This is a genomic window from Castellaniella caeni NBRC 101664 (assembly GCF_001592225.1).
Taxonomy (GTDB): Bacteria; Pseudomonadota; Gammaproteobacteria; order Burkholderiales; family Burkholderiaceae_B; genus Castellaniella; species Castellaniella caeni.
On the sequence record NZ_BCWN01000026.1, the window covers coordinates 18,969 to 42,941 of the forward strand.

Sequence of the window (23,973 nt, forward strand, 5' to 3'; positions counted from 1 at the left end):
GGGTTTTCTTCAATACATCGACCAAGGCGCCTTTGGCCTCGGCCTGTTCGTGGCTCAGCTGCCCTCAAGGCGGTTTGTTTGCCTGAAAAAGAAAAAGCCCCAGAGCGTTGATTCTCTAGGGCTTTCAAGAGCGTCTTGGACGATCTTGGATATTTTGCTGGCGACGGAGGCATTCCTACTGTTGCTTAAAAGCCGCATAGAGACTTGATCTGCCTCTTTGGGGGATTTCAGATACCCCCAAAACTACCCCCGAAAGCCCTGGCTGCAGTTGGATCGTTCTGCACCGCCTCAGACCCGTTCCGCATTCTAAGTCACTAACGGTCATGGGACAAACAGGGGCGTGCCGTGGCCCACATCCTCATCCGCACGACCGAGGGGTACGAAGCCCCGCCAGCAGGGAAAAGATACGAATACGAAAGGCGCCTGAGCGTCAAGCCCAAACTGCTCTCTCGGTGTGCGCCTATGTGTTGGTGAACACGTAGACATTAGGCCGCAGTTCCCTCGATCCGAGAGCCTGTTGGTCGGAAAAATCTCCCATATTGGGATTGACATAAAAGCTAAATAGGTAGATGATTCTCCCAAAATGGGAACATAAATATGCGGCTACTGGGACGAGAACGACTAGACGGCCTTCTAGGCGGAAGTGAGCAGGTCGAAAAATGGGTGCGTAGCTGGGCGACCGAGGTAATCGATGCGCACTGGAAGCAGCCATCAGATGTGCGTGATCAGTTTCCGAACTCTCGCCATCAAGGCGAGGGTGTCTTCACGTTCCCTGTGGGCAACTGCAATTGGGTGATCTGTTTGCTCATCGCCTTCCCCCAAGGCGTTGCCCTTATTACGGATTTGAAGGTCGAAGATGAAATCCACTGAACAACCGAAAGTCATCCGCACAAGGGAGCAGTACAACGCTTACCTGGCTGAAGTCCAAGCGCTGATGGCGCAAGGCCCCTCACTAAACACAAGTGGCAGCGACAAGCTTGAACTTCTGACAGTGCTCCTGGAGGTCTACGAAAACACAAAGTACCCTGTGGAAAGCCCTGATCCGATTGATGCAATTCTCTTTCGAATGGGCGAGAAGGGTCTAAGGCAGGCGGATCTAATCCCATATTTTGGAACGAGTAGCAGGGTATCGGAGGTTCTCCGCCGCAAGCGGCCACTGACGGTTCAGATGATCCGCGCGCTATCTATCGGACTTGGCCTGTCCGCAGATACTCTTATTGGCCTGTCGGTTGCTGATAACCCAAAGAAGACGAATGAGGTTGATTGGTCTAAGTTCCCCGCCAAAGAAATGGCGAGGCGTGGATGGCTGGAGAATTTCTCAAAAAATGCAAAGTCGGAAGTTGAAGATATCGTAAAGGGATTTATATCGGATGCTGGACTACATTTCGGTGCAGCATCTTTCAGGCGGACAATTGCAGGGGAGGCTCAGTCGCCAACTACGCAGTATGCGCTGTACGCTTGGCTGGCGCGGGTAATTCAGTCTTCTAGGGACAAGAAAACCAAGCTTGGACACTTCGACGAGAACACGCTGAATGCAGGATTCTTGAAGGAACTGGCGCAGTTGAGTTGGTCTGAGCGTGGCCCATTGCTAGCGGTTGAATACCTTGAGAAGCACGGAATCGCTGTTGTGATCGAGCCGCATCTTAAGGGCACGCAGCTAGACGGGGCCGCACTCAAAGATGCTGACGGAACACCAATTGTCGGCTTAACCCTCCGGCACGATCGACTGGACAACTTCTGGTTCACGCTTCTCCATGAAGTCGCACACCTTTGGAAGCATGTTAGCGATCGGGATGCATTCCTCGATGATCTGGATGCGTCCTCTGAAGACCGGCGAGAGGCGGAAGCCAATCGTCTAGCGAGGGAGGCGTTTATTCCTCGGTTGATTTGGAAGAGAAGCGATGCATTCATTTCGCCCGGGAAAGAGTCGATTGACCGACTCTCTAGGGAATTGAAGATCCATCCCGCAATCATTGCCGGCAGGCTGCGCAAAGAAACCGGCAACTATCACCTGTTTAGCGATCTTGTTGGTCATAACCAGGTAAGAGCCATGTTCCACCAGCCCACTATCGATATCGAGGTCTGAGATGACTGCCAACAACTACCTCCCGATCTACAAAGCAAAACCTGGTGAATTCCGGGCCCTCGCCGAAGCAAAGAAGACGCATGATCGCCGAACCTTGCCACTCTTTGAAGTATGCAGGATCGGAGAGGGGGTACGGACAGCAGCTCGCTTCAAGAATAGCAGTGCTCTGACCTGCGCCTATCTGGATGAAACGGCCCAGCGTATTGCGCAGGTCCGGAGCGGCAGGAGTGCTTTGGTGGACGCCTTCCAATGGAATCCTGACTCGCTTACGGAAACTGGCGAACACGTACTCCCTTACATCTATTCCAGACTTGAATCGATGGGCGTGCAAGTCATCCCCGTCATTGGCTATGACCGCTGGGACAGCACCACTTATCGACTCGCCATGCAAGGCGTAGAAGTCCCCGAAGACGGCTACTACTGCATGCGGCTCGACTCGCACGCGATCGAAGACGCGGAAGATCCTGAGTTCTTCGAAGAGCGTGTGCTCGACATCCTTGATGACCTGAGCATTGAGCCAGAACGCTGCGCAGCCCTTATTGATTTTGGAGATGTCACAGCCCTGTCTATCGAAGACCTGACGGATCAGGCGGATCGAGTGATGCAGGTTCTCGCGCCATTGGGATTCAAGTTCTTCTCCACTGCCGGATGTTCACTCCCGCCGAGTATCGATAAGGCCGTCAAGAAGCAAGACTCAACGGGCAAAGTCATTCGGAAGGAAATGCTCCTCTGGCAGGCCATGCGGGTCACTTACCCTCAAGTGAAGTGGCTCTTTGGCGACTACGGCGTTCGCGGCCCCAACACTGCCGAAGACGTGATCTCGCCAAATACGAACGGAAAAATTCGGCACACGATAGGACAGAGTTACTACATTGTGCGGGGCCATTCTGTGCAACAGCCAGGAAAGGGGGCGCAGATGTACAAGCTTGCCAAAACCGTCGTAGACTCCATCCACTACATGGGCAAGGACTTCAGTTGGGGAGATGCGCGGATTCTGGCCTGTAGCAAGGAAGAGTTCAAAGGTAACTCCACAGATTGGATTGCCATTGACACTAGCCATCACATGGCGTGGGTTGTTGCTGAAGTTGAGGAGTTCGAGTTGAAAACCACCGCCTCGGTCGTAAGTGTCTAAGAAAAATTTTCAGCGAAGGCCTCGGAGAAGATTATAGGAAGGCATACGAAACAAACATCTAGCCTCGCTGGAACGCTTGCTTCGGAGATTTTGCGAATAAGCAGGCCTCACAGGTTGCAAAGAGCCTTGCAACCTCTGCACTCGCACAGAGAAGCGGCACCAAACAAAATGGCACCCAGATAGGGTAATCCTCCCGTAAAAGCGGTGAAGGAATCTCCCATGTTTAAGCCTTCGTTGACGGCCTAAGCACACTCGCAGAAAGGCTCAGAGCAGCATTCGAATAAATTTCAGAAAACTCTAAGGGCAACCTCGCCGCCTTTCGAAGATACTCGCTCGCCAGTAGCACGAATTTCGAGGCATGGGGTGCCTCAACTGCCAACTTACGTTGGAGCCCAGTTACCCCACCAGACATCAACAAGGAAAAGCTCAACTCACGTGCGAGCAATGAAGCTCCGAGTCCTTGCTGCGGAGCTTGCAGGATCTCGCGAACCAGTTGTTCAAATTTTTCAATTTCGGGAAAAATGCTAACAGCGTCGTCAGAGATAGTTCTGCTAGTCAATCGACGAATCTTTTGAGCCGCCTCCAGACTGTCGTAGCCGCCGTACAGGAGAGCCAACAACGATGACGAAAACTCATCTTGCGATGTTGGTCTTAGCAGCACCAAAAAGAGCCGGTTCGCCAACTCCGAGAGGGCCAGCAGAAACAGGCATAGCGAGTCGCCAAAAATCGCAACATGCTCGGGCTTTGCCGGATCGAGCTCTGTTCTAATCGATCTAAGTTTAGCAACGGTCTTCCGGCATTGTTCACCGGGGTCTTTCGCCATCCAGAACGCAGATTTCGCAAAATTCAGATACTCAGATGTCGCGGGATACTTCTTTGCTATGCCGAGAAAGCAATCCCACGCATCGATGTCCGCTGCCGCAGACTCAATACTCTTCGTTGTACCGCCCATACATTGAGCTAAGTCCTCGAATTCGGATTCGTGTAGTAAAGAGACTGACAATTCTGAAGCACTAATACGATGGTCATGCTTTATTGCAACCTTTTCGTTCAACACGACGAATCCGTGGGTGGCTGCTGCACGAGTCATAACACCGCGAAGCCAAAAAGCTCGGCCGATTGCGGATTCTTTCGCTCCGCTTTTGCAGTCAAAGACCATTCGGATATGCCCGCCAATCGGTGCCGGAGCGACGGCTAAGACATCAAGATCGGTCAAAAGATATTTGGCCTGTTCGACCTGAGTGGATGCCTCTATATCCACCTCCAGTTGCGGCAGCCAGCGCTTTGAAACGCTCAATGATAGGGCAGTAGCTTTTTGTGCACGATCTTTCAGCATTGGTATTAAAATCCGAGCAAAAGTTGGCCGAGTTCAAACTGCTTTTCCTCTGGCAGTACAATCGTTTCCCGTTCACGCAGTTTGCGAGAGCTGATCAGAGACTCTACGTATTCCTGCGTTCCCGTCATAGCACTCATCGCCTCTTTGTCCAGCGACAAATCGGGAGGTCTGTCGCCTTCAACTAGCTGATACGCGATCCTCAACGATTCGCGGTTTTCCGGAGTGTCGATAATCTGAAGCTGCCGATACCCATTATCGAGCTTAACCAAGCGCGCAATCCGACCTTGGACAAGGTTCTGATACTGCTCCGAGTAGTCGGTCGTAGGAGCCAGTTGAAGATCAGTCTTCAATTTGTACAGCACAGCACCGGGGCTACGAATGCGGAATCGATTAGGTAGCAATTGTCCTTGTCGCACAGCGGAAACAATCGAAAGCGCCCGCTCATATTGTTCACGCTTCAACGGACTAACGTTCATGAAACCAGGTGTCGGCGAGAAAATAAAAAAAGACTGACCCGCATGAGTAGTAGATATCATCGGTGGCTTAACGAGGCCGTCCTGTGCGAGGCGCTTCAGTAACTGAATATCATCAGGGCTAATCTTCGTGCCCGAAATCTCGCCTGTTTTCTCAATGAGTGACAACGGCCAGCCTTGAGCAGATTGAACCAATTTGAGTGTCCTCTGAACACTACCCGCACCGCAATTGGCCACATGGTCAGCGAAAACGTCTGCGTTTTCTGAGAAGTAGGTAGGATTGAGCAGCACAGTTTTGGCCCGCGCCCGACGGCTAATCAGGAAGCTACCTTGGGTGCCGATATCGATGCTAGCGTCAAAGAATTTTCTATCTGAACCGGTCAGACCGATTTTCCCAGCCAGGGAGTCTACATTGTGAGGCGCTTCCGCAAGCCGATCAACGATCTCCAGTGTCAGCTCTTCGAATTCATCAGGCTTCGCGACCGTCTCGAAGTAATCTCCGATACCCTCGTAAAGCTGCTCAAAGTAAGGAACGGTGGGCAGCACCGCTTTAATGCGCTTTCCGTCTCTTGTAATTCGCACAAACTCGATTTCAGCCAGCAGCTCCACTATTCTATCTACAGTAAGACGAGGGATACCAAGCATCGTAGATGCTACGAGCTTCAGCAAGTCATACTCGATAAGAGGAAGCCCTCGAATATGCAAAGCCAGTTGGACTGCCATCCCGATTTCCGGGATTGACTCGAAGCGAGGAACCTCTTTGTCCCGGATTGCCAATTGAATTTCATGGCAGCGTGCTACTGCAATTTTCTTATCCATTGAAATCTCTCGCAGATTGATTCGCTCACAATGATAGTCTACCCTATTCGGCGCCTCGGCCCCAGTTTATCCATCTGGGTACCACTGCAAATTTTCTATACTCCCGAAGCGCGACCGCAGCGAACCCCTACGCAACTGGCAGATCCAATAAAAAGATGATGATCGGCACAGCGCCCCTGACATCATTCGGCATCTTATTAGCGCCTTCGGGGGCGGGCAAGAGCTTCCACTATGGTCCGCTCACTGCCGCCATCACGCGGTGGTGCTCTCAGCGCGCTACTCAGGTACCGATGGATCGCCACCAGCAGCAGGCCGCACATCGCGTTTGGAAGAAACGGGTACGACGCATCGAAGATGTCATCAAAGAATGTTTGGTGAACGGCGAGGAAACGCAGGCCATCGAGGCACTGCTGGCCAATGAGTTGGCGCAAGAACCGCGTCCCATCGTCCCGCAGGCGTTGCTGCACGATGACGTCTCAGTGCAGGCATTGTTGCGATCCTTAGAGCAGTGGCCGGTTTCAGGATGGATCGTTGATGAAGGCGCCGTAGCACTAAGCATGCTGCGGACCAAGGACTTCCCCACTCTGGCTAATCTTTCCAGCGGAAAGGTAATCCAGCACGGCCGTGTGGATGAACCACGCATGGAGATCCGTGGATTCCTGACGACATTGTTCATGGTGCAGCCCAGCCTCTTTAACACATTCTGTAAAAAACGAGGTGACGAGTTGAAAGCCAGCGGCTTGGACGCTCGCTTTCTCTATCACATCGTCCTCGATAAATGGACCGGATCAGAAGACCCCGACGATGTCAAAACTGGCCATGCTCATGAGCAATACGACGAACATGTAACAGCAATGCTGGATGAGCTTGATGCCTGTATCCGCACTGGCAAGAAAGACCCGTCATCAGTGGCGTTAAGCAGGGGCGCCAAGGCAATTCTGCGTGAGCTACAAGAACGTAACCTTAGCCTGATGGCACAACCAGATCTTGCACATTGCCGCGACTTCCTGGCCAAGCTGACCGGACACATTGCTCGCATGGCAGCCAAGAATCATGTGTTCCTGGGCTGCGAAGGCGACGTGTCGGCAGAACTGGTCGAAATGGCAGAGCAAGTCTGCTGGTATCACTTCGAGGCCTACCAATGGATGCACAACCCTCTGGAGCAAGAACCTCGGAAGGTACGGGATGCAGCCACTCTCGTGCAGTGGATGCTTGACCATAGGGAGCGGCAGTTTGCCTATAGCCAAATCAGCAAGGTTGCAATGGTGATTGGCATGACAGTAGCCCGGCTGCGTAGCGCCATTGGGGAACTGTTCCATCAAGGACGTGCCCGCATGTTACGCCTTGGTGGAGAGGACTACATCGAATTGCTGCCGCCCCGTGACCACCTAGAGCGTATCCTCGGCGATGTCCGCCTGTAGGCTCTGCTGCTTTATGCCTTGGATATGCGGACGTTTCCGTATATCGGCACATCGTAGCCGGTCCCGTCCCCTACCGACATTTTGACAAAACCTGTCCTGACCTTGCCGTGAATTTGGTGAGGCAGGACTTCTGGTTTTTATTAGGATTAATTTATATATTTAATAAATCCAATAGGAATTATGAAATGAAAGTCATGATCGACGAGAACGACAGAGAAATGATCAATGACCCTGTCGAAGATCTGCAAGCTGATGATCCGATGCAGCAAAACCATGCTGATAACGATATCCAGGCTGACACCAGCCATGGTGAACGATCCGATGTGCCAAGCATCATCGAGAACCTTGAACGCAACATGAGCACAACCTATGGCCTGGATGGCAAGGCCTATCGCATAGGCATCAGCGTGAAGGGCCTGATCGCTCAGATTGAATTCATGCAGCATGTCATCGACACACACGATCTCCCTTACGCGCAATCAAAAGCAATCCTGACGGAACGCTCATCGCCATCCCTGGCAAGATGGCGTATTTCATGGACTTACTACCCTGCTTCAGCCGTCTGATCTTCGACGGACTGGCGCTATCCCCTGACCTCACTCTGTTCCACCGCGTCTACGCCTTGCATCGGGTGCGCCAATACTGTGGATTGTCTGACACCGGAAGCGATGTCAGCGTAGCACTGGTCCGCAACGACTTCGTGATGGATCTGCGTGCGGAAGGCGACCGTATCGGCATCCAGCGATTGATCAAGAACTGGCAACGTAACGCCGACGAGAACGCCAAGCGGCTGAAAGTCTACATCAACGCCTTACACGACCGCTATGCGCGTCTCCTGGTGATTCGCCTTGACCTGATGTATCGTCAAGCGGCGTGCCAGGACGAGGAGCAAGCATTGGACTGGCACCAACACCTGCAAGACCGCAATGCACGGGAGTACATAGCCTTTTCCAAAGATGAACCGCTGAACGGCTATTGTGACGACCTGCCCCGTGTTGACATCTTGACCGTGACGGAAGACTGGCGGCACTTCAAGGACAACATGCGCGGCAAGCCGTCCCTATTCCGGCACATGGTCGGCTATGTGACCTCCATCGAATTCAGCAGTACGGGAGGCCACCATCTGCATGTAGCGCTGATTTTCGATGGCTCACACAGACAGCACGAATGGCTGGGCGACCAGATCGGCCAATACTGGGTAGAAATCACCGGCGGACGTGGTTACTACCACAACTGCAACCGGGGTTCCTACAAGTATCCGGGGACGGGCCAGATTGACCACCATGATGCGGAAAAGCGCCGCAACCTGATGCGGACACTGATGTACTTGGCAAAGAAAGATCAGTTCGTCCGAGTGAAGGCATCGCCCAAGTCCAAAACCTTCATGACAGGACACTTGCCAAGCCCCCTGCCCAGGCGCACCGGGCGACCACGTACCAAGGGGATGGATCACCTACCCAACGAGGCACCCGACAGCCCAAGCAGCCTGACGGATGCCGTCACTTAGGTAAATAGCTGCCATCCAAAATGGTTCCCGCCGCCCGGGGAACCATTTTGGATATGCGTTTTTATTCGCTCTACGCCGCATCCCCCCTGAAGTCCAGCACGACCGCACCGGTCACACTCCGATCCAGGTAGTCCGACCACCACTGCATCATTTCAGCCCTGGGCTTCAAATACAGCGCATGGTTGTACGCGGCGCTCGTATCGTCGCGCTCTTGGTGCGCCAGTTGCAGTTCGATGTGTTCGTGAGGCCAGCCATGCTCATGCAGCACGGTTGAGGCAATACCTCGGAATCCATGGCCGGTCATCCGCCCCTTGTACCCCATCCGCTCCAGCGCCTTGAGGATGGTGTTGTTCGACATGGGCTTTTCGTGACTCCGCTCACCCGGAAACAACAAGGCACGATGCCCTGTCAGGGTCTGTAAATTGCGGAGCAACTGCACCGCCTGATGCGACAGCAGAACGATGTGCGGGGTCTTCATCTTCATCCGACTGGCAGGAATGTCCCAACGCGCATTGTCTAGGTCGAACTCCTCCCAGCGTGCTCCAATCAACTCGCTGGTACGAACGAACGTCATCGCCATGAGCTTCATCGCCAGACGAGTCACGCTGCTGCCTTGGTAGACCTCGATATGCCGCAACAAGGCGGGAAGCTCCTTGGCATCCAGACGGGCATAATTTTGCTTCTTCCGCGCCGTCAGAATGTCACCGGGCCGGATCTCCGTCGCAGGGTTTCGGGTTGCATGCCCATGCGCGATGGCATAGCGGAACACCTGCCCGCAGGTTTGCAAAGAACGCTTGGCAATGTCGAGCGCCCCTCGTTCCTCAATCGCCTTGGTCATCCGCACCAGCTCGGGAGCCTGAATCTCATCGACTGGCCGCTTACCCAGGACTGGAAATACGTCCGCCTCCAACCGGCGCATGACATACCCGGCATGTCGTGCGCTTCGGGTCGGCGACCAATGCTTCCACCAAGCCTGTGCGACCTGCTGAAAAGTCGTCTTGGCTTGCGTCGCTTGCTGTTTGCGGTCAGCGACGGGGTCTACCCCTGTCGCCAGCAGCTTTCGCGCCCTCTGGTGCGCTTCTCGGGCTTCTGCCAGGGTGACTTCGGGGTATACCCCCAGCGCCATGACCTTCTCCTTGCCCTCGAAGCGATATTTCCAGCGCCAATACTTGCCCGTCTGGTTGACGAGCAGGTACAAGCCGCCCCCATCCGAGAGCTTGCGTGGCTTTTCTGCGGGCTTTTCCTTGCGAATTTGGAGATCGGTCAGAGGCATCGTGGGGGTATCTGAATTGGGAGGCATAGCTGGATACCCCCAAAACTACCCCTAATCGTCCTGGATCGCAATAGTCTGCATTGGACGATCCTGGCAAAGAAAAAGCCCTAGAGCGTTGATTCTCTAGGGCTTTCAAGACCGTCTTGGACGTTCTTGGATGGTTCGCTGGCGGAGACGGAGGGATTCGAACCCTCGATGCGGGTATAAGCCGCATGCTCCCTTAGCAGGGGAGTACCTTCAACCACTCGGCCACGTCTCCAGCAAGACCGGCATCATAGCACAGGATTTCGGCCGTGTTGTCGTCCCGGCGGCAGTCATGCCAGCCGGGCTGGCAGCACGGCACGGAACACCACGGGGCTTCAGGCCTCTTCCTTGACCGGTTCGTGGTCGAGTTCAAACGCTTTGTGCAGGGCGCGCACGGCAAGTTCCATGTACTTGTCGTTGATGAGCACCGAGGTCTTGATCTCGGACGTGCTGATCATCTGGATGTTGATGCCCTCTTCAGCCAGTGTACGGAACATCAGGCTGGCCACGCCCACGTGGCTGCGCATGCCGATGCCGACGATGGAGACCTTGGCCACTTTTTCATCCGACACCACTTCGCCCGCCCCCACGGTGGGGCCGATCTGGTTCTTGAGCAAATCGAGCGTGCGCACGAAATCGTTGCGGTTGACCGTGAAGGAGAAGTCGGTCATGCCCTGCTGGGAGATGTTCTGCAGGATCATGTCCACATCGATGTTGGCGGCGGCAACCGGCCCCAGGATCGAATAGGCCACGCCCGGGGTGTCGGGCACATTGCGCAGGGTGACTTTGGCTTCGTCGCGGCTAAAGGCGATGCCGGAGACAACGGCGGCTTCCATTTTCTGATCTTCCTCGAAAGTAATGAGCGTGCCCGAGACCATCTCTTCGTCCACCGGGATCATGGGGTCGGTGAGCGAGGACAGCACGCGCAGGGGCACCTGGTATTTGCCCGCGAATTCAACAGAGCGGATTTGCAGGACTTTCGACCCCAGGGAGGCCATTTCCAGCATTTCCTCGAAAGAGATGACGTTCATGCGCCGGGCCTCGGGCACCACGCGCGGATCGGTGGTGTAGACACCATCAACGTCGGTGAAAATGAGGCATTCGTCGGCTTTCATGGCCGCCGCCACGGCCACCGCCGAGGTATCCGACCCCCCGCGCCCCAGGGTGGTGATGTGGCCGTCGTCATCGATGCCCTGAAAGCCCGTGATGATGACCACGCGGCCCGCATCGAGGTCCGTGCGCACGCGCGTGTCGTCGATGGACTGGATACGCGCCTTGGTGTACGAGCTGTCGGTGCGCACCGGCACCTGCCAGCCGGCGTAGCTGCGCGCCGCCACCCCCTGACGCATGAGCGCGATGGCCAGCAGGGCGCTGCTGGCCTGTTCGCCGGTGGCGGCCAGCATGTCGAGCTCGCGCAAATCGGGCTGCGGCGAGATTTCTTTGGCCAGGCCCAGCAGGCGATTGGTTTCCCCCGCCATGGCCGAGGGCACCACCACGACCTGGTGGCCGGCGGCGTGCCATTTGGCCACGCGCCGGGCGACGTTCTGAATGCGTTCGACGGAGCCCATGGAGGTGCCGCCGTATTTCTGGACGATGAGCATGATGATGAGAAGGTGAGAATCGCTGCCCGCCCATCCAAGGGCGCCGCAGGCGGCCAAAAAGAAAACCAAGCTGATTATTCTAACTGGCTTTCGCGGATGTTTCCGGCAGCAGTGCGACACGACCCTTGCGCACCACGATCAAATGCTGTTCATGGCGCAGGCATACCTGGCGATCGTGCCCCAGGGCATGCACTTCGCGCAGCTGCTTGAGCCAGGCCGACAGCCGCGCCTCGGTGGGCATGCGCAGACCTTGCCGCTGCAGCCAGAAACGCAGCATCTGCACCTGATGCGTGGCGGGCAGGGCGCGCCAGGCAGCCAATGAAAAGCTGGCGCCATTCCCGGCGGGATCCAGCGTCTGCCACTGGGCCGCAGCCATGTCCTGCACCCAGCTGGCCAGCGCTTGCGCCTGGCGCGCGTGGCGCGACAGGGTCTGGCGCCAGGCCGGCCAGTGCGCGTCCAGCACCGGGCGCAGCTGGGTGCGCACGGCGGCCCGCTTGTAGCGGGGGTCGGCGTTGCTGGGGTCTTGCACCGGCTGCCAGCCCGAGGCGGCGGCAAACCGCGCGGCAGCCTGCAGGATGCGGGCGCGGGGCTGCGCCAGCCAGGGACGGTGGTAGACCAGGCCGTCGCGCCGCATGGCCGGGGCCATTGCCGCCAGCCCCAGCGGCCCCGTCCCGCGCAAGGCGCGCAGCAGGACGGTTTCAGCCTGGTCGTCCTGGTGGTGAGCCAACAGCACGTGCGTCACACCGGCCTGCGCCGCCAGTCCGGCCAAGGCGGCATAGCGGGCGGCGCGGGCGGCGGCTTCCATGCCGGTGCCCTGGATGGCGACGCGCACCCAGCGGCTGTGGCAAGGCACGCCCAGCAGTCGGGCCAGGCCGTGCGCCTGCGCCAGCCAGCCGTCGGCGGCCGCCTGCAGGCCATGATGTACATGGAAAAAATGGATGGGGTGCCCGCTTGGCGCCGCCTGCACCGCCAGGTGCAAGGCCAGCATGGCGGAATCCGCCCCGGCGCTGAGCGCCAGCCCTACGGACGTCGCGGCGGGCAGCCCCGACAGCGTTTGCCGCACGTCGGCCAGCAGGCCGTCGTCGCAGACGTGGCGCCACGCGGACGCCGCACCGTCGGCCATCATTGCGCGGCCTGCATCATGGAACCGTCACGATCATACCCGCGCCCACGCACAAACCCGGCCGGGGCCAGGCCGACGGGCGCCGGAGCCCCGCAAGGCCAGGTTGGCAACACGGCTCAGCGGGCTTCTTGAAAGCGCCCGTACGCCGAAATGCGCGCCATGCGGCGCTGCAGCAGTTCATCGACGTCGAGGCTGGAGAGCTCGCGCAGCGCATCGGCCAGCGCGCGGTGCAGCTGGCGCGACATGGTGGCCGGATCGCGGTGCGCGCCGCCCACCGGCTCGTTGACCACGCGATCGACGAGCCCCAGGTCTTTGAGACGCGGCGCGGTGATCGCCAGGGCTTCGGCGGCGGTCGCGGCCTTGTCGGCGCTGCGCCACAGGATGGACGCGCAGCCCTCGGGCGAGATGACCGAATAGGTGGCGTACTGCAGCATCATGACGGTGTCGCCCACGGCAATGGCCAGGGCGCCGCCCGAACCGCCTTCGCCGATGATGGTGACGATGATGGGCACCTTGAGGCCGGCCATAGCGAACAGATTGTGGCCGATGGCCTCGGACTGGCCGCGCTCTTCGGCGCCCACGCCCGGGTAGGCCCCCGGCGTATCGACGAAGGTGAAGATGGGCAGGCGGAATTTCTCGGCCAGGCGCATCAGGCGCAAGGCCTTGCGGTAACCCTCGGGCAGCGGCATGCCGAAGTTGCGCATGGCGCGCTCTTTGGTGTCGCGCCCCTTTTGGTGGCCGATGACCATGCAGGGTGTGCCGTTAAAGCGCGCCAGGCCGCCGACGATGGATTGGTCGTCGGCATACATGCGGTCGCCGTGCAGCTCGTGAAAATCGGTGAACAGCGCCTGCACGTAATCGAGCGTGTAAGGACGCTGCGGGTGGCGCGCCACCAGCGCCGTCTGCCACGGCGTGAGCTTGGCGTAGATGTTCTTGGCTAAAGACTGACTTTTCTGTTGCAGGCGGCTGACTTCTTCGGAAATGTCTACCGCCGAGTCGGTCTGCACGTAACGCAGCTCTTCGATCTTCTGATCGAGTTCGGCCAGCGGCTGTTCAAATTCAAGAAAAGTATTTCGCATGAGAAAAAGGTTTCCGAAATGGAAAGATCAATATTCGACGGCAGCGGCATCCATGCTGCGCCACAGATACCAGCTGGCCACCGTGCGCCACGGCGCCCAGGCCTGCGCTACTTCGCGCGCCTCGAAGCGCGACACGGGCTCGCCACTGAAGTAATGGTGGGAAATGGCCTTGAGCAGGGCGGTATCGTCGAGCGGCAGCACGTCGGGGCGCCCGAGAAAGAAGATAAGGAACATCTCGGCCGACCAGCGCCCCACCCCGCGGATTTCGCACAGCTGGGACACGATGGCCGCGTTGTCTTGCGGCTGCCACCAGGCGGGATCGAGCCGACCCGCCTGCTGAAAGAATACGGCGGCATCGCGCACGTACTGCGCTTTGCGCAATGACAGCCCCAAAGCGCGCAGCTGGGCTTCGGAATGGCTGAGAATGCAGTCGGGCAGCAGTTCGGCGCCGCAGGCCTGCAGCAGCTGATGCCACAGTTTGTGACCCAGCGCGAGAGACACTTGCTGCCCCACGATGATGCGGATGAGCGTCTGGTAGGGGCCGTGGCGCGCCTGCACGCACTCGTCGGCGTACACCGGAATCAGCTTGCGCAGGATGCGGTCGCGCGCGATCAGCTCTTCGCAGGCTTGCGACCAATAGGCGGGACGTTGGCGCTGGGCATCAGAGTAACGCATGTCCATGTCACACCCGGCGCCACTGGGTTTGGCCGCCGGCCACGTCGGCCAGCTCGACCCCCTGCTGACGCAGCTGTTCACGGATGGCGTCGGCCCGGGCAAAGTCGCGCGCGGCCTTGGCCTGGGCGCGCTCGGCCACCAGGGCGTCGATGGCCTGGGCGTCGAGCCCGCCCGCCTGCGCGCCACCGGGCAGAAACCGGGTCGGCGACTGCAGATAATGCCGCGGCGGCACTTGCAGCAGGCCCAGCACACCGCCCAGCGCTTGCAGCAGCCCGCTGGCCTGCGCGCTGGATTCGCGGTTGGCCTGATTGGCGAGATCGAACAGCACGGCAATGGCGCCCGCGGTGTTGAAGTCGTCGTCCATGGCGGCCTTGAAGGCCTGCGCCTGAGGGTGCGCCCAGTCGATGACCACGGCGGCGGGCGGCACGTTGAGCAGGGTCTGGTACAGGCGGTCGAGCGCATTTTGCGCGTCTTGCAGATTGTCGGGCGTGTAATTTTGCACGCTGCGATAGTGGCTGCGCACCAGAAAGAAGCGCAGCATCTCGGCCTCGCGCGGATTGGCCGTATAGTCGGCCACGTCGTCGGCGGTGTCTTGCGTGACGGTGTCGCGGATGCGGCGGAAATTGCCCAGCGATTTGGACATTTTTTCGGCATCGACCATCATGGGCCCGCAATGCATCCAGGCCGTGGCCAGCGTGCCGCCAAAGGCGCCTTCACTTTGGGCGATTTCGTTTTCGTGGTGCGGAAATTTAAGGTCGGGGCCGCCGCCGTGGATGTCCAGTGGCAGGCCCAGCAGGTCGCGGCTCATGGCCGAGCATTCGATGTGCCAGCCCGGGCGCCCCGGCCCATAGGCGGAATCCCAGCGGGTATCGGCGGGTTCTTCGGGCTTGGCGGATTTCCAGAGCACGAAATCGAGCGGGTCTTGCTTGCCCGCCGCCACGGCCACGCGCTCGCCCGCACGCAGGTCGTCGAGCGACTTGCCCGAGAGTTTGCCGTAGCCCGGAAACTTGCGCACCGAGAAGTTGACGTCGCCATCGGCCCCCTGATAGGCCAGGCCTTTGTCTTGCAGCACGCGGATGATGTCGAGCATGCCCGCCACGTGTTCGGTGGCGCGCGGCTCGGCGTCGGGCGCCTGTACGCCCAGGGCGCGCTCGTCGGCGTGCATGGCGGCGATGAAGAATTCGGTGAGCGTGCGGATGGGCACGCCGCGCTCGACCGCCCGGCGGATGATCTTGTCGTCGATGTCGGTGATGTTGCGCACGTAGCGCACCTGGTAGCCCGAGGCCCGCAGCCAACGCTGCACGACGTCGAAACTGACCAGCATGCGCGCATGCCCCAGATGGCAGAAGTCGTACACCGTCATGCCGCAGACGTACATGCGCACGACCCCCGGCTCGACTGTCTGCAACGGGGTTTTCTGACGCGAAAGGGTGTTATAAATGTGCAGCATGTCGGATGGATAAGGTCAAGCACTCACCCCGCGCCAGGCTTGTGGCGACGCGAGGGGATGTAAAATGAACTGCCAAGTATACCGTCCCCTGGCCCAATCCCTGAACCCCTACCGTAGGCGCCGAGTGCCGTGATTCGTGTTTTTCTGACTGTTATAACGCTTTGCGCCGGTCTGGCCGCGGGGCCTGCCCTGGGCGCGCCCCCTGATGCTAACGCGTCCGCGGCCGCTGTCCAAGACCTGGACTTCAACGCGAACACAGGCGAATTCACCCTGCCGACAGAACCCGACGGCGGCTGGAAAGCCTTCGCCGACCTGCTCGAAAAAGCCACGCCGACGGTCAATACGGCCATCCCGCTCACGGCATCCCAGGTCACCGACCACATCGCGACGCTCATCGACGGCAAGCGCGCGCAAGAAGCCCTCAAGATCATCCACGAACGCGAGACCGCCCGGGCGGACGCGGGCACCATCGGCACCGACGTACAACTGCAATACCAGAAAGGCCGGGCGCTCGATGCGCTGGGCGAGCACGCGCAGGCGGCGGCCCTGTGGCAGGACATGACGGAAAACTACCCCGAACTGCCCGAACCCTGGAACGCCCTGGCCATCGAATACGCCCGCCAGGGCCGCTTGCTCATGGCGCGCAACGCCCTCAACATGGCGCTGGCCTCCGACCCCGCGTTTGCTCCGGCGCTCGAAAACCTGGGCCACGTGCAGATGGCGCTGGCACAAGAATCTTTCGCCAAGGCACGCGCCGCCCAAGGCGGCACGCCCACGGCAGGCTCCCCGGCGGCGGCCCCGGCCACCAGCCAGCGCACGCCGCAAGACACCATCAGCCCGCCCGGCGCCGCCGTCCCGCCCGCCGCCCGCTAACCTTCATTCCTTCCGGTTCACCGTCATGCCCTCCGTACTTTCTTCGTCTCGCGTCCTGCCCTGGATGCGCGTTCTTGGTCTAGGCTGCGCCCTGGTCATGGCTCCCGGCCTGGCAGGCGCCGCTTCCGGCCCCAATCACTCTTCACAAGGCAAATCCATGAGCACCAACCCGCACGTCAAGCTGCACACCAACAAGGGTGACATGCTGATCGAGCTGAATGCCGACAAGGCTCCCAAGACCGTCGAAAACTTTCTCACCTACGTGAACGAAGGCTTCTACAACGGCACGATCTTCCATCGGGTGATCAACAACTTCATGATCCAGGGTGGCGGCTTTGAAGCGGGCATGAAGCAAAAACAGACGCACGCCCCCGTCGAGAACGAAGCCAACAACGGCCTGAAAAACGAGCGCTACACCCTGGCCATGGCCCGCACTTCCGATCCGCACTCGGCCACTGCGCAATTCTTCATCAACGTGGCCGACAACGACTTCCTCAATTTCACCGCACCCACGTCCAACGGCTGGGGCTACGCCGTCTTTGGCCGCGTCATCGAAGGCACCGAAGTCGTCGATGAAATCAAGAAAGTGAAGACCGGCAACAAAGGCTTTCACCAAGACGTCCCGGTGGAAGACGTGGTGATCGAAACCGCCACCGTGGTTGAATAAGACGGTATTGCAAGGCAATCTTGAAAGGCAATCCGGCCCCGGACGCGACGGCCGAACCCGGCCGGGCGGGCCCCGTCGCGCCAGCCCCGCCAGGGCATCCAGACAGCGCAGCGGCGCTGCCGGGTGATTTGGACGACACCGCCGCCCTGCCGGGCACGATCTGGATCGCCTCGGATATCCACCTGGGCGCAGCCGTCCCCCGGACGGCCAGCGCCTTCTACGCCTTTCTGGCCCAGGCGCGCGCACAGGCGCAGGCCCTGATCCTGCTGGGCGACATCTTCGACGCCTGGATCGGCGATGATCACGCCCTCGACCACCCGCCAGCCTGGCTGCAGGCCGCGCTCGGCGCGCTGCGCCAGACCGCCGCAACCATCCCGCTGTGGCTCATCAGCGGCAACCGCGATTTCCTCATGGGCGAGGCGCTGGCGCAGGCCCTGGGCGCGCGGCTGGTGCGGGCACCACTGCGCCTGGCCACCGACGCCGGCCCCATCCTGCTGGCCCACGGCGACGAATACTGTACGGACGACCCCGCCTACCAGCGCTTCCGGCGCATCGTCCACACCCGCTGGATCCAGCGCCTGTTTCTCGCCCTGCCCCTGCAGCTGCGCCGCGCCATCGCCCGATGGGCACGCCAGCGCAGCCGTCAGGCGCACGGCCACAAGACGCTGCAGATGATGGACGTGAACGCGCAGGCGGTGGCGCAGGCTTTAGCCGCAGCCGGGTGTCTGGTGCTGATACACGGGCATACGCACCGGCCTGCTGTGCATCGGGTGTCTTTGAACGGCCATGAAGGATGGCGCTACGTGCTGCCCGACTGGGAGTTCGATCATGCCCAACCGGTGCGGGGGGGATGGATCAGTGTGGACGGCGAGGGGATTCGGGCGCATCAATGGAGGGATTGAGGGGCGTCGGGGGATTCTTGGGGGGCCAGGCGCTCGATCTGCACGGCGGCGATGCGGCGGCCCTCCAGGGCGGCGACGGTGAAGCGGAAGGCGTCGTAGTCGTGCACGAGTTCGCACTGGTCGCCGACCTCGGGCAGGCGGCCAAAACGGCTGAGCAGATAGCCGGCGATGGTGGAGTATTCCTCGTCCTCGTCCACCAGGCCGTCGGTGTGCAGGATCTGCTCAAGGTGATGCAGGTCGGCGGCGCCGTCCACACGCCAGCGCCCGTGGCCCTGATCGATGATGTCGGGGGCTTCGTCCTCGTCGGGAAACTCGCCCGCGATCGCCTCGAAGATGTCGATGGGGGTGACCACCCCCACGATCGAGCCGAACTCGTCGGCCACCAGCACCAGCAGACCGTGCGCCCGCTTGAGGGTTTCCATCAGCTGCAGGATTTCGATGGTTTCGTGCACGATGATGGGCTCGCGCAGGCGGTTCTCGCGGATGCAGCCCTGCTCGATGAGATCGAGCAGCAGTTCTTTGGCCCGCCCGATGCCGACGACCTCGTCCAGCGTGCCGCGACACACCGGGAAGAAGCTGTGCGGTTCGCGGATCAGCTGCTCGCGCAGTTCGTCCGCCGGGGCTTCGAGATTGATCCAGGAAACGTCGGTGCGCGGCGTCATCACCGAATGCACGTTGCGGTCGCTGAGCGTGAGCACGCCGCTGACCATGTTGCGCTCTTCGTCGCCAAAGGCCTCGATCGGCAAGGCGGCCGTCTCGTCTGACTCAACGTCAGGCCCGAGCAAGGGCTTGCGCCCCAGCATCATCAGCACGGCCTCGGCCGTGCGCTCACGCAAGGGACGCCGCATCTCGGCGCGCCGCACGTTGCGCTTGGCCCACTGGTTGAGCCCCTCGATCATCACCGAGAAGATGATGGCGGCGTACAGATAGCCCTTGGGCACGGCAAACTTGAAACCATCGGCCATGAGCGAAAAACCGATCGTCAGCAAAAAGCCCAGGCACAGAATGACCACGGTCTGGTGAGCATTGACGAACGTGGTGATGGGCTTGGACGCCACCAGCATGATGCCCATGGCGATCACCACCGCCGCCATCATGATGGCCAGATGATCGACCATCCCGACCGCCGTGATGACCGAATCGAGCGAGAACACCGCATCCAGGATGACGATCTGCGTGACGATCACCCAGAAGTCGGCGTGGATGCGCGAGCCTGTGGCGTGCTGGGTACGCCCCTCGATGCGGTCGTGCAGCTCGAAGGTGGCCTTGAACAGCAGAAAAAAGCCACCCACGATGAGGATGACGTCGCGCCCCGAGAAGCCCATTTCACCCACGTGAAACAGCGGCCGGGTGAACGTCACCAGGTGCGACATCAGGGTGAGCAGCAAGAGCCGCATCACCAGCGCCAGGCTCAGGCCCGTGACACGGGCATGGTCGCGTTCTTTGGGCGGCAGCTTGTCGACCAGAATGGCGATGAACACCAGATTGTCGATGCCCAGAACGATTTCCAGGACGATCAGGGTGAACAAGCCCACCCAGGCTGCCGGATCCAGCAACCATTCCATGTCGCGGCGTCCTTCAGGCTTGCAGGTGGGCCATCATCTGGGCAAACACCTTGGTGCCCGCCGCCAGCACGTTGCCGGACTCAAGCCAGCCTTGTTCGCCCTGGAAGTCGGCGACCAGGCCACCGGCTTCGAGCACCAGCAGACTGCCCGCGGCCATGTCCCAGGGTTTGAGGCCCACGCCGCAAAAGCCGTCGAGGCGCCCGCAGGCCACCCAGGCCAGATCGAGCACGGTGGAGCCGCTGCGCCGCGCCGCCGCGCAATCGGCCAGCATGGGCACGAAGGGCGAGTGCGCGGGCAGGGCCGTCGATTGGGGAATGTGCGAGGCCAGCAAGGCGTCGTGGTAGCGCAGGCAGGACGACACCCGCACGCGGCGGTCGTTGAGAAACGCCCCGCTGCCGCGGCTGGCGGTGAACATCTCGTTGCGCGTGGGGTCGTAGATGACGGCATGCGAGGCCAGCCCCCGGTGCATCAAGGCGATGGACACCGCGTAGTGCTGGAAGCCGTGGATGAAGTTGGTGGTGCCATCGAGCGGGTCGATGATCCACTGGAATTCGGGCTCGGATGCGCCATGCCTGCCGGACTCTTCACCCAGAAAGGCATGCTCGGGATAGGCTGTGCGTAAAATGTCGATGATCGCTTCTTCGGCGGCCCGATCGACCTCGGTGACATAGTCTTTGGGGCCTTTACGCGCGACATTCAGACGTTCAAGGTCTAGACTGGCGCGGTTGATGATGGCGCCCGCACGGCGCGCCGCCTTGATGGCGGTGTTAAGCATCGGATGCATAAGTTTCCAAAGATCACGGGTAATAAGTCTTCTATTTTAAATGACTCCAGCACTTTCCTCCGATTCAGCCCTTTCCGGGCAAAATCCCTTCGCGCGCGTACGCTTCGTCATGGTCAGCCCCAGCCACCCCGGCAACGTCGGTTCGGCGGCGCGCGCCATCAAGACGATGGGCTTTCACGCGCTGCATCTGGTGAACCCCGGCACCGACGACGTGCTGCATCACCCCGACGCGCACGCCCTGGCCAGCGGCGCGGTGGACATTCTGGAGCAGGCAACCATCCACGCCAGCCTGGCCGATGCCCTTGCTCCCACCACGCTGGCCTTTGCCCTCACGGCCCGCGCCCGGGCGCTGGGCTCGGCCCCCTGCGACATCCGCGAGGCCGCCCGGCAGTCGGCTAGCGAGCTGGCGCATGACGACGCGCAGATCGCCATCGTGCTGGGCACCGAGCGCTCGGGCCTCACCAATGAAGAAATCCTGCTGTGCCAGCAGGTTTGCCACATCCCGGCCAACCCCGCGTACAGTTCGCTCAACGTCTCGCAGGCGCTGCAGCTGGCGGCCTGGGAAATGCGCTATGCCCTGCTGCCCCTCACGCACGAGGCGCGCCTGCCCGACACGCACGGACGCCACGACCCCGGCGCCGACCCGGCCGCCAGCGAGCGCGTGCAGGCCCTGCTGGATCACTTTGAACAAGCCCTGGTGGCCGTCGGCTTTCTCGACCCCCTGCACCCCAAGAAACTGGTGCCTCGCATACGCCAGATGTTCACGCGCAACCGCCTGACTACCGACGAAGTCGATATGATGCGAGGTTTGTGTACCGCCATGATCCGCACCGCCCAGCACGCCCACTCACCGGACAAAACCTGAGCCATTATGTTTGACCAGCTCCGCGAAGACATTGCCTGCATCCACGAACGCGACCCGGCGGCCCGCAGCCGCATCGAGATCCTCACCTGTTATCCGGGCCTGCACGCCATCCTCATTCACCGCCTGGCGCACGCGCTCTGGGTGCGCCGCTGGTACTGGGCCGGGCGTTTCATCTCGCACCTGGGGCGCATCTTCACGGGCATCGAAATCCACCCCGGTGCCGTGATCGGCAAGCGCGTCTTCATCGACCACGGCTTTGGCGTGGTCATCGGCGAGACCGCCGAGGTGGGCGACGACTGCACGATCTACCAGGGCGTCACCCTGGGCGGCACGCGCCTGTACAAGGGCGAGAAGCGCCACCCCACGCTGGAAGAAGGCGTGGTCGTGGGTGCCGGGGCCCAGATTCTGGGCGGCTTCACCGTGGGCGCCCACGCCCGGGTGGGCTCCAACGCGGTCGTCATCAAGCCCGTGCCCGCGGGCGCCACGGCGGTGGGCAACCCGGCGCGCGTCATTCTGCCTGAAGACCATACAGTGACCGCGGAGCCGACACCGGCGCCCGGCGCGAACGGAGTGGCATCACCGGGCGCGGCGTCACCGGACGTGGCACCGCTGACCGGCGACCAGCCTACTGCCGGGCCCGCCGCCACGGCCCCGCAGGACACGGCAGCCCAGACATCGGGCGCGGCACACGAAGATCGCGCAACCCCGGCAACGGAACCCGGCGCGAACGTCGGCACGGACGCCGCCCGGCCCGCACCCGCCGCCGCGCACCAGTCCGCTGAATGGATCACCGCCCCCCTGCAAGACCTGCTGCAGCGCAGTCAGACCGAGCCCCCCGCCCCCGGCGGCGCGCCGGGCGACTTCGCCCCCTACGGGGTGGGCCGTGCCGACGACGACCCGCTGCTGCAAGTGCTGCACGAACTCATCAACCACACGGCGCAGCAGGACGAACGCATCCACAAGCTGTGCCAGGCCATGGAAGATCTGGGCCAGCGCATCGAAAACGGCCAACGGCCCCTGGACGTGGAACGCCTGAACCGCCTGGTGGACGACTGAGCGCGGCCAGGCAGCGCGGCTACGGTGCCCATCGGCCGACAGGCCGACGGAGCGCCACGCCGACAAGCTGGGCCGACGCTCAGCCCGCCCGGCGGGCCGACTGCGCATCGGCGGCCACCGTGTGGATTTCGCGCAAGGGAACCGGGCTGCGCAGGCCCGCCTGACGCAGCACCTGGGGCGCGCGGCGATACAGGTCGAAGCGCACGTCCCAGTACTTGGCCGCGGGCGTCCAGACGCGGACATTGACCATCACCGCGCTGTCGCGATATTCCATCACCATCACCTGCGGCGTGGGGCTGTCCAGCACATCCGCCTGCTGCACCACCAGATCGCGCAGCGCCGCCATGGCCAGTTCGAGGTCGTCATCATGGCGCACGGCCAGCAGCACGTCGAGCCGCCGCCTGTCATTGCGGCTGTAATTGATGATGAGGCTGCCCCACACCAGCGAGTTGGGCAAGATGAGATGAATACCGTCGTACTGCACGATGCGGGTCATGAACAGCCCGATTTCATCGACCGTGCCCTCGGCCTTGTCCTGTACGGCCACGTATTCACCCGCCCGCACGGGCCGCAGCAAAATCAGCATGATGCCCGCGGCGAAATTTTGCAGCGTGCCCTGCAAAGCCAGGCCCACAGCCAAGGCCGAGGCCCCCAACATGGCCACCAGGCTGGCCGTCTGCACCCCCAGGCGCGCCAGCACCGCCAGCAACACCACGACGCGCACCGACCAGACGGCAATGCTGCGCAGCATAGGCACGACGGTGGGGTCGATGCGCGAGGAATGATCGGCCAGCCGCCGCACCCAGCGGCCCAGCGCGTTTGACAGGGCCCAGCCCAGCACCAGAATCAGCACAGTGGTGAGCAGATGCATGGACCACTGCTGCAAGTCGGGCATGCTGGCCCAGAAGGCGCGAAATTGTTCCATGAGACGGGCTCCCGGTGGGAAAAAAGCCCATTCTAGCGTGTCGGCTTCGTCGCCTGAAACATAGGTCGGACGTTCGGGATCATTGCGACGTTTTTGTCCACGCGAAATGTGGACAAAAACCTGGACAAGTCTTGGAGCAGTCGATTTTTATGTTTCCAAACAGGCGGTTACGAGCCCTGGTCAAAAAACGACCACGGGGATATCTTGGGTATGACAGGCTATTTATCCACGCCAACTGTGGACAAGTCCAGGGACAAGCTGAGGGTTATCCCTGAACTCGTCGCTGGATCAAGGGCTTAGACAGGCTGAGCAAAAATTGACACCCTGCAGGATCTTG

The 23,973-nt window shown here is 60.6% G+C and carries 20 protein-coding genes, 1 tRNA gene and 1 pseudogene; 10 read left to right on the top strand and 12 right to left on the bottom strand.

What is annotated here, in order from left to right:
• The first annotated feature begins 856 nt into the window (after positions 1–856).
• Both CCA01S_RS13600 and CCA01S_RS13605 read left to right on the top strand, forming a co-directional pair.
• Positions 857–2,086 (top strand): ImmA/IrrE family metallo-endopeptidase, encoded by a 1,230-nt coding sequence (locus tag CCA01S_RS13600; protein ID WP_066459419.1) that lies wholly within the window; start codon positions 857–859, stop codon positions 2,084–2,086.
• 1 nt (position 2,087) lies between these two features.
• Positions 2,088–3,218: a beta family protein gene (locus tag CCA01S_RS13605; protein ID WP_066459421.1), complete on the top strand. Its 1,131-nt coding sequence runs from the start codon at positions 2,088–2,090 to the stop codon at positions 3,216–3,218.
• Positions 3,219–3,441: 223 nt separating this feature from the next.
• Here the strand turns inward: CCA01S_RS13605 and CCA01S_RS13610 are convergent, their stop codons facing one another.
• Both CCA01S_RS13610 and CCA01S_RS13615 read right to left on the bottom strand, forming a co-directional pair.
• Positions 3,442–4,554: a hypothetical protein gene (locus CCA01S_RS13610; RefSeq protein WP_146030677.1), complete on the bottom strand. Its 1,113-nt coding sequence runs from the start codon at positions 4,552–4,554 to the stop codon at positions 3,442–3,444.
• Positions 4,555–4,559: 5 nt separating this feature from the next.
• The gene (locus CCA01S_RS13615) at positions 4,560–5,846 is read right to left on the bottom strand and encodes a hypothetical protein (RefSeq protein WP_146030678.1); all 1,287 of its coding nucleotides are present in this window, start codon (positions 5,844–5,846) and stop codon (positions 4,560–4,562) included.
• Between the two features lie 155 nt (positions 5,847–6,001).
• On the opposite strand from CCA01S_RS13615, the gene CCA01S_RS13620 reads away from it, so the two are divergent.
• The 3 genes from CCA01S_RS13620 (at position 6,002) to CCA01S_RS13630 (ending at position 8,774) form a co-directional block, all read left to right on the top strand.
• Positions 6,002–7,267, top strand: coding sequence for a DUF3987 domain-containing protein (locus tag CCA01S_RS13620; RefSeq protein ID WP_066459426.1), 1,266 nt, complete (start codon positions 6,002–6,004; stop codon positions 7,265–7,267).
• Positions 7,268–7,452: 185 nt separating this feature from the next.
• A complete protein-coding gene (locus tag CCA01S_RS15710; RefSeq protein WP_146030619.1) occupies positions 7,453–7,833 on the top strand; it encodes a hypothetical protein in 381 nt (126 codons plus the stop codon).
• Positions 7,803–8,774, top strand: coding sequence for a YagK/YfjJ domain-containing protein (locus CCA01S_RS13630; RefSeq protein WP_180984183.1), 972 nt, complete (start codon positions 7,803–7,805; stop codon positions 8,772–8,774). The genes CCA01S_RS15710 and CCA01S_RS13630 overlap by 31 nt, the downstream gene beginning before the upstream one ends.
• 70 nt (positions 8,775–8,844) lie before the next feature.
• Here CCA01S_RS13630 and CCA01S_RS13635 read toward each other — a convergent pair whose 3' ends face one another.
• From CCA01S_RS13635 to cysS, 7 genes are all read right to left on the bottom strand, one after another.
• Positions 8,845–10,047: a tyrosine-type recombinase/integrase gene (locus CCA01S_RS13635; protein WP_066459432.1), complete on the bottom strand. Its 1,203-nt coding sequence runs from the start codon at positions 10,045–10,047 to the stop codon at positions 8,845–8,847.
• A gap of 166 nt (positions 10,048–10,213) precedes the next feature.
• A tRNA-Ser gene (locus tag CCA01S_RS13640) sits at positions 10,214–10,306 on the bottom strand.
• Between the two features lie 100 nt (positions 10,307–10,406).
• Entirely contained in the window at positions 10,407–11,675 is a 1,269-nt protein-coding gene (locus CCA01S_RS13645) for an aspartate kinase (RefSeq protein WP_066459462.1), read from the bottom strand.
• Positions 11,676–11,751: 76 nt separating this feature from the next.
• On the bottom strand, positions 11,752–12,798 hold the full coding sequence (gene tilS / locus CCA01S_RS13650; protein WP_232305130.1) for a tRNA lysidine(34) synthetase TilS: 1,047 nt from the start codon (positions 12,796–12,798) through the stop codon (positions 11,752–11,754).
• 113 nt (positions 12,799–12,911) lie between these two features.
• Positions 12,912–13,874 (bottom strand): acetyl-CoA carboxylase carboxyltransferase subunit alpha, encoded by a 963-nt coding sequence (locus tag CCA01S_RS13655; protein ID WP_066459433.1) that lies wholly within the window; start codon positions 13,872–13,874, stop codon positions 12,912–12,914.
• A 27-nt stretch (positions 13,875–13,901) separates the two neighbouring features.
• The gene (locus CCA01S_RS13660; protein WP_066459466.1) at positions 13,902–14,549 is read right to left on the bottom strand and encodes a DNA-3-methyladenine glycosylase family protein; all 648 of its coding nucleotides are present in this window, start codon (positions 14,547–14,549) and stop codon (positions 13,902–13,904) included.
• A 7-nt stretch (positions 14,550–14,556) separates the two neighbouring features.
• Entirely contained in the window at positions 14,557–15,999 is a 1,443-nt protein-coding gene (gene cysS / locus CCA01S_RS13665) for a cysteine--tRNA ligase (protein ID WP_066459434.1), read from the bottom strand.
• 129 nt (positions 16,000–16,128) lie between these two features.
• Between cysS and CCA01S_RS13670 the strand changes: the two genes are divergently transcribed.
• From CCA01S_RS13670 to CCA01S_RS13680, 3 genes are all read left to right on the top strand, one after another.
• The gene (locus CCA01S_RS13670) at positions 16,129–16,872 is read left to right on the top strand and encodes a hypothetical protein (RefSeq protein WP_066459436.1); all 744 of its coding nucleotides are present in this window, start codon (positions 16,129–16,131) and stop codon (positions 16,870–16,872) included.
• Positions 16,873–17,029: 157 nt separating this feature from the next.
• On the top strand, positions 17,030–17,539 hold the full coding sequence (locus tag CCA01S_RS13675) for a peptidylprolyl isomerase (protein WP_066459438.1): 510 nt from the start codon (positions 17,030–17,032) through the stop codon (positions 17,537–17,539).
• Between the two features lie 128 nt (positions 17,540–17,667).
• Positions 17,668–18,441 carry a UDP-2,3-diacylglucosamine diphosphatase gene (locus CCA01S_RS13680; protein WP_066459440.1) on the top strand — a complete coding sequence of 258 codons (774 nt, stop codon included), beginning with the start codon at positions 17,668–17,670 and terminating at the stop codon, positions 18,439–18,441.
• Here CCA01S_RS13680 and CCA01S_RS13685 read toward each other — a convergent pair.
• On the bottom strand, positions 18,426–20,006 hold the full coding sequence (locus CCA01S_RS13685; protein WP_066459441.1) for a TerC family protein: 1,581 nt from the start codon (positions 20,004–20,006) through the stop codon (positions 18,426–18,428). The genes CCA01S_RS13680 and CCA01S_RS13685 overlap by 16 nt on opposite strands.
• Before the next feature lie 13 nt (positions 20,007–20,019).
• Positions 20,020–20,790, bottom strand: a complete 771-nt coding sequence (locus CCA01S_RS13690) for an inositol monophosphatase family protein (RefSeq protein ID WP_066459443.1) — start codon at positions 20,788–20,790, stop codon at positions 20,020–20,022.
• 40 nt (positions 20,791–20,830) lie between these two features.
• On the opposite strand from CCA01S_RS13690, the gene CCA01S_RS13695 reads away from it, so the two are divergent.
• Both CCA01S_RS13695 and cysE read left to right on the top strand, forming a co-directional pair.
• Positions 20,831–21,655 (top strand): RNA methyltransferase, encoded by an 825-nt coding sequence (locus CCA01S_RS13695; RefSeq protein WP_084386780.1) that lies wholly within the window; start codon positions 20,831–20,833, stop codon positions 21,653–21,655.
• Between the two features lie 6 nt (positions 21,656–21,661).
• A pseudogene (gene cysE / locus CCA01S_RS15870) lies at positions 21,662–22,252 on the top strand (serine O-acetyltransferase); the annotation flags it as partial.
• A gap of 538 nt (positions 22,253–22,790) precedes the next feature.
• On the opposite strand, the gene CCA01S_RS13705 reads toward cysE, so the two are convergent.
• The gene (locus tag CCA01S_RS13705; RefSeq protein ID WP_066459449.1) at positions 22,791–23,636 is read right to left on the bottom strand and encodes a mechanosensitive ion channel family protein; all 846 of its coding nucleotides are present in this window, start codon (positions 23,634–23,636) and stop codon (positions 22,791–22,793) included.
• Between the last annotated feature and the right edge of the window lie 337 nt (positions 23,637–23,973).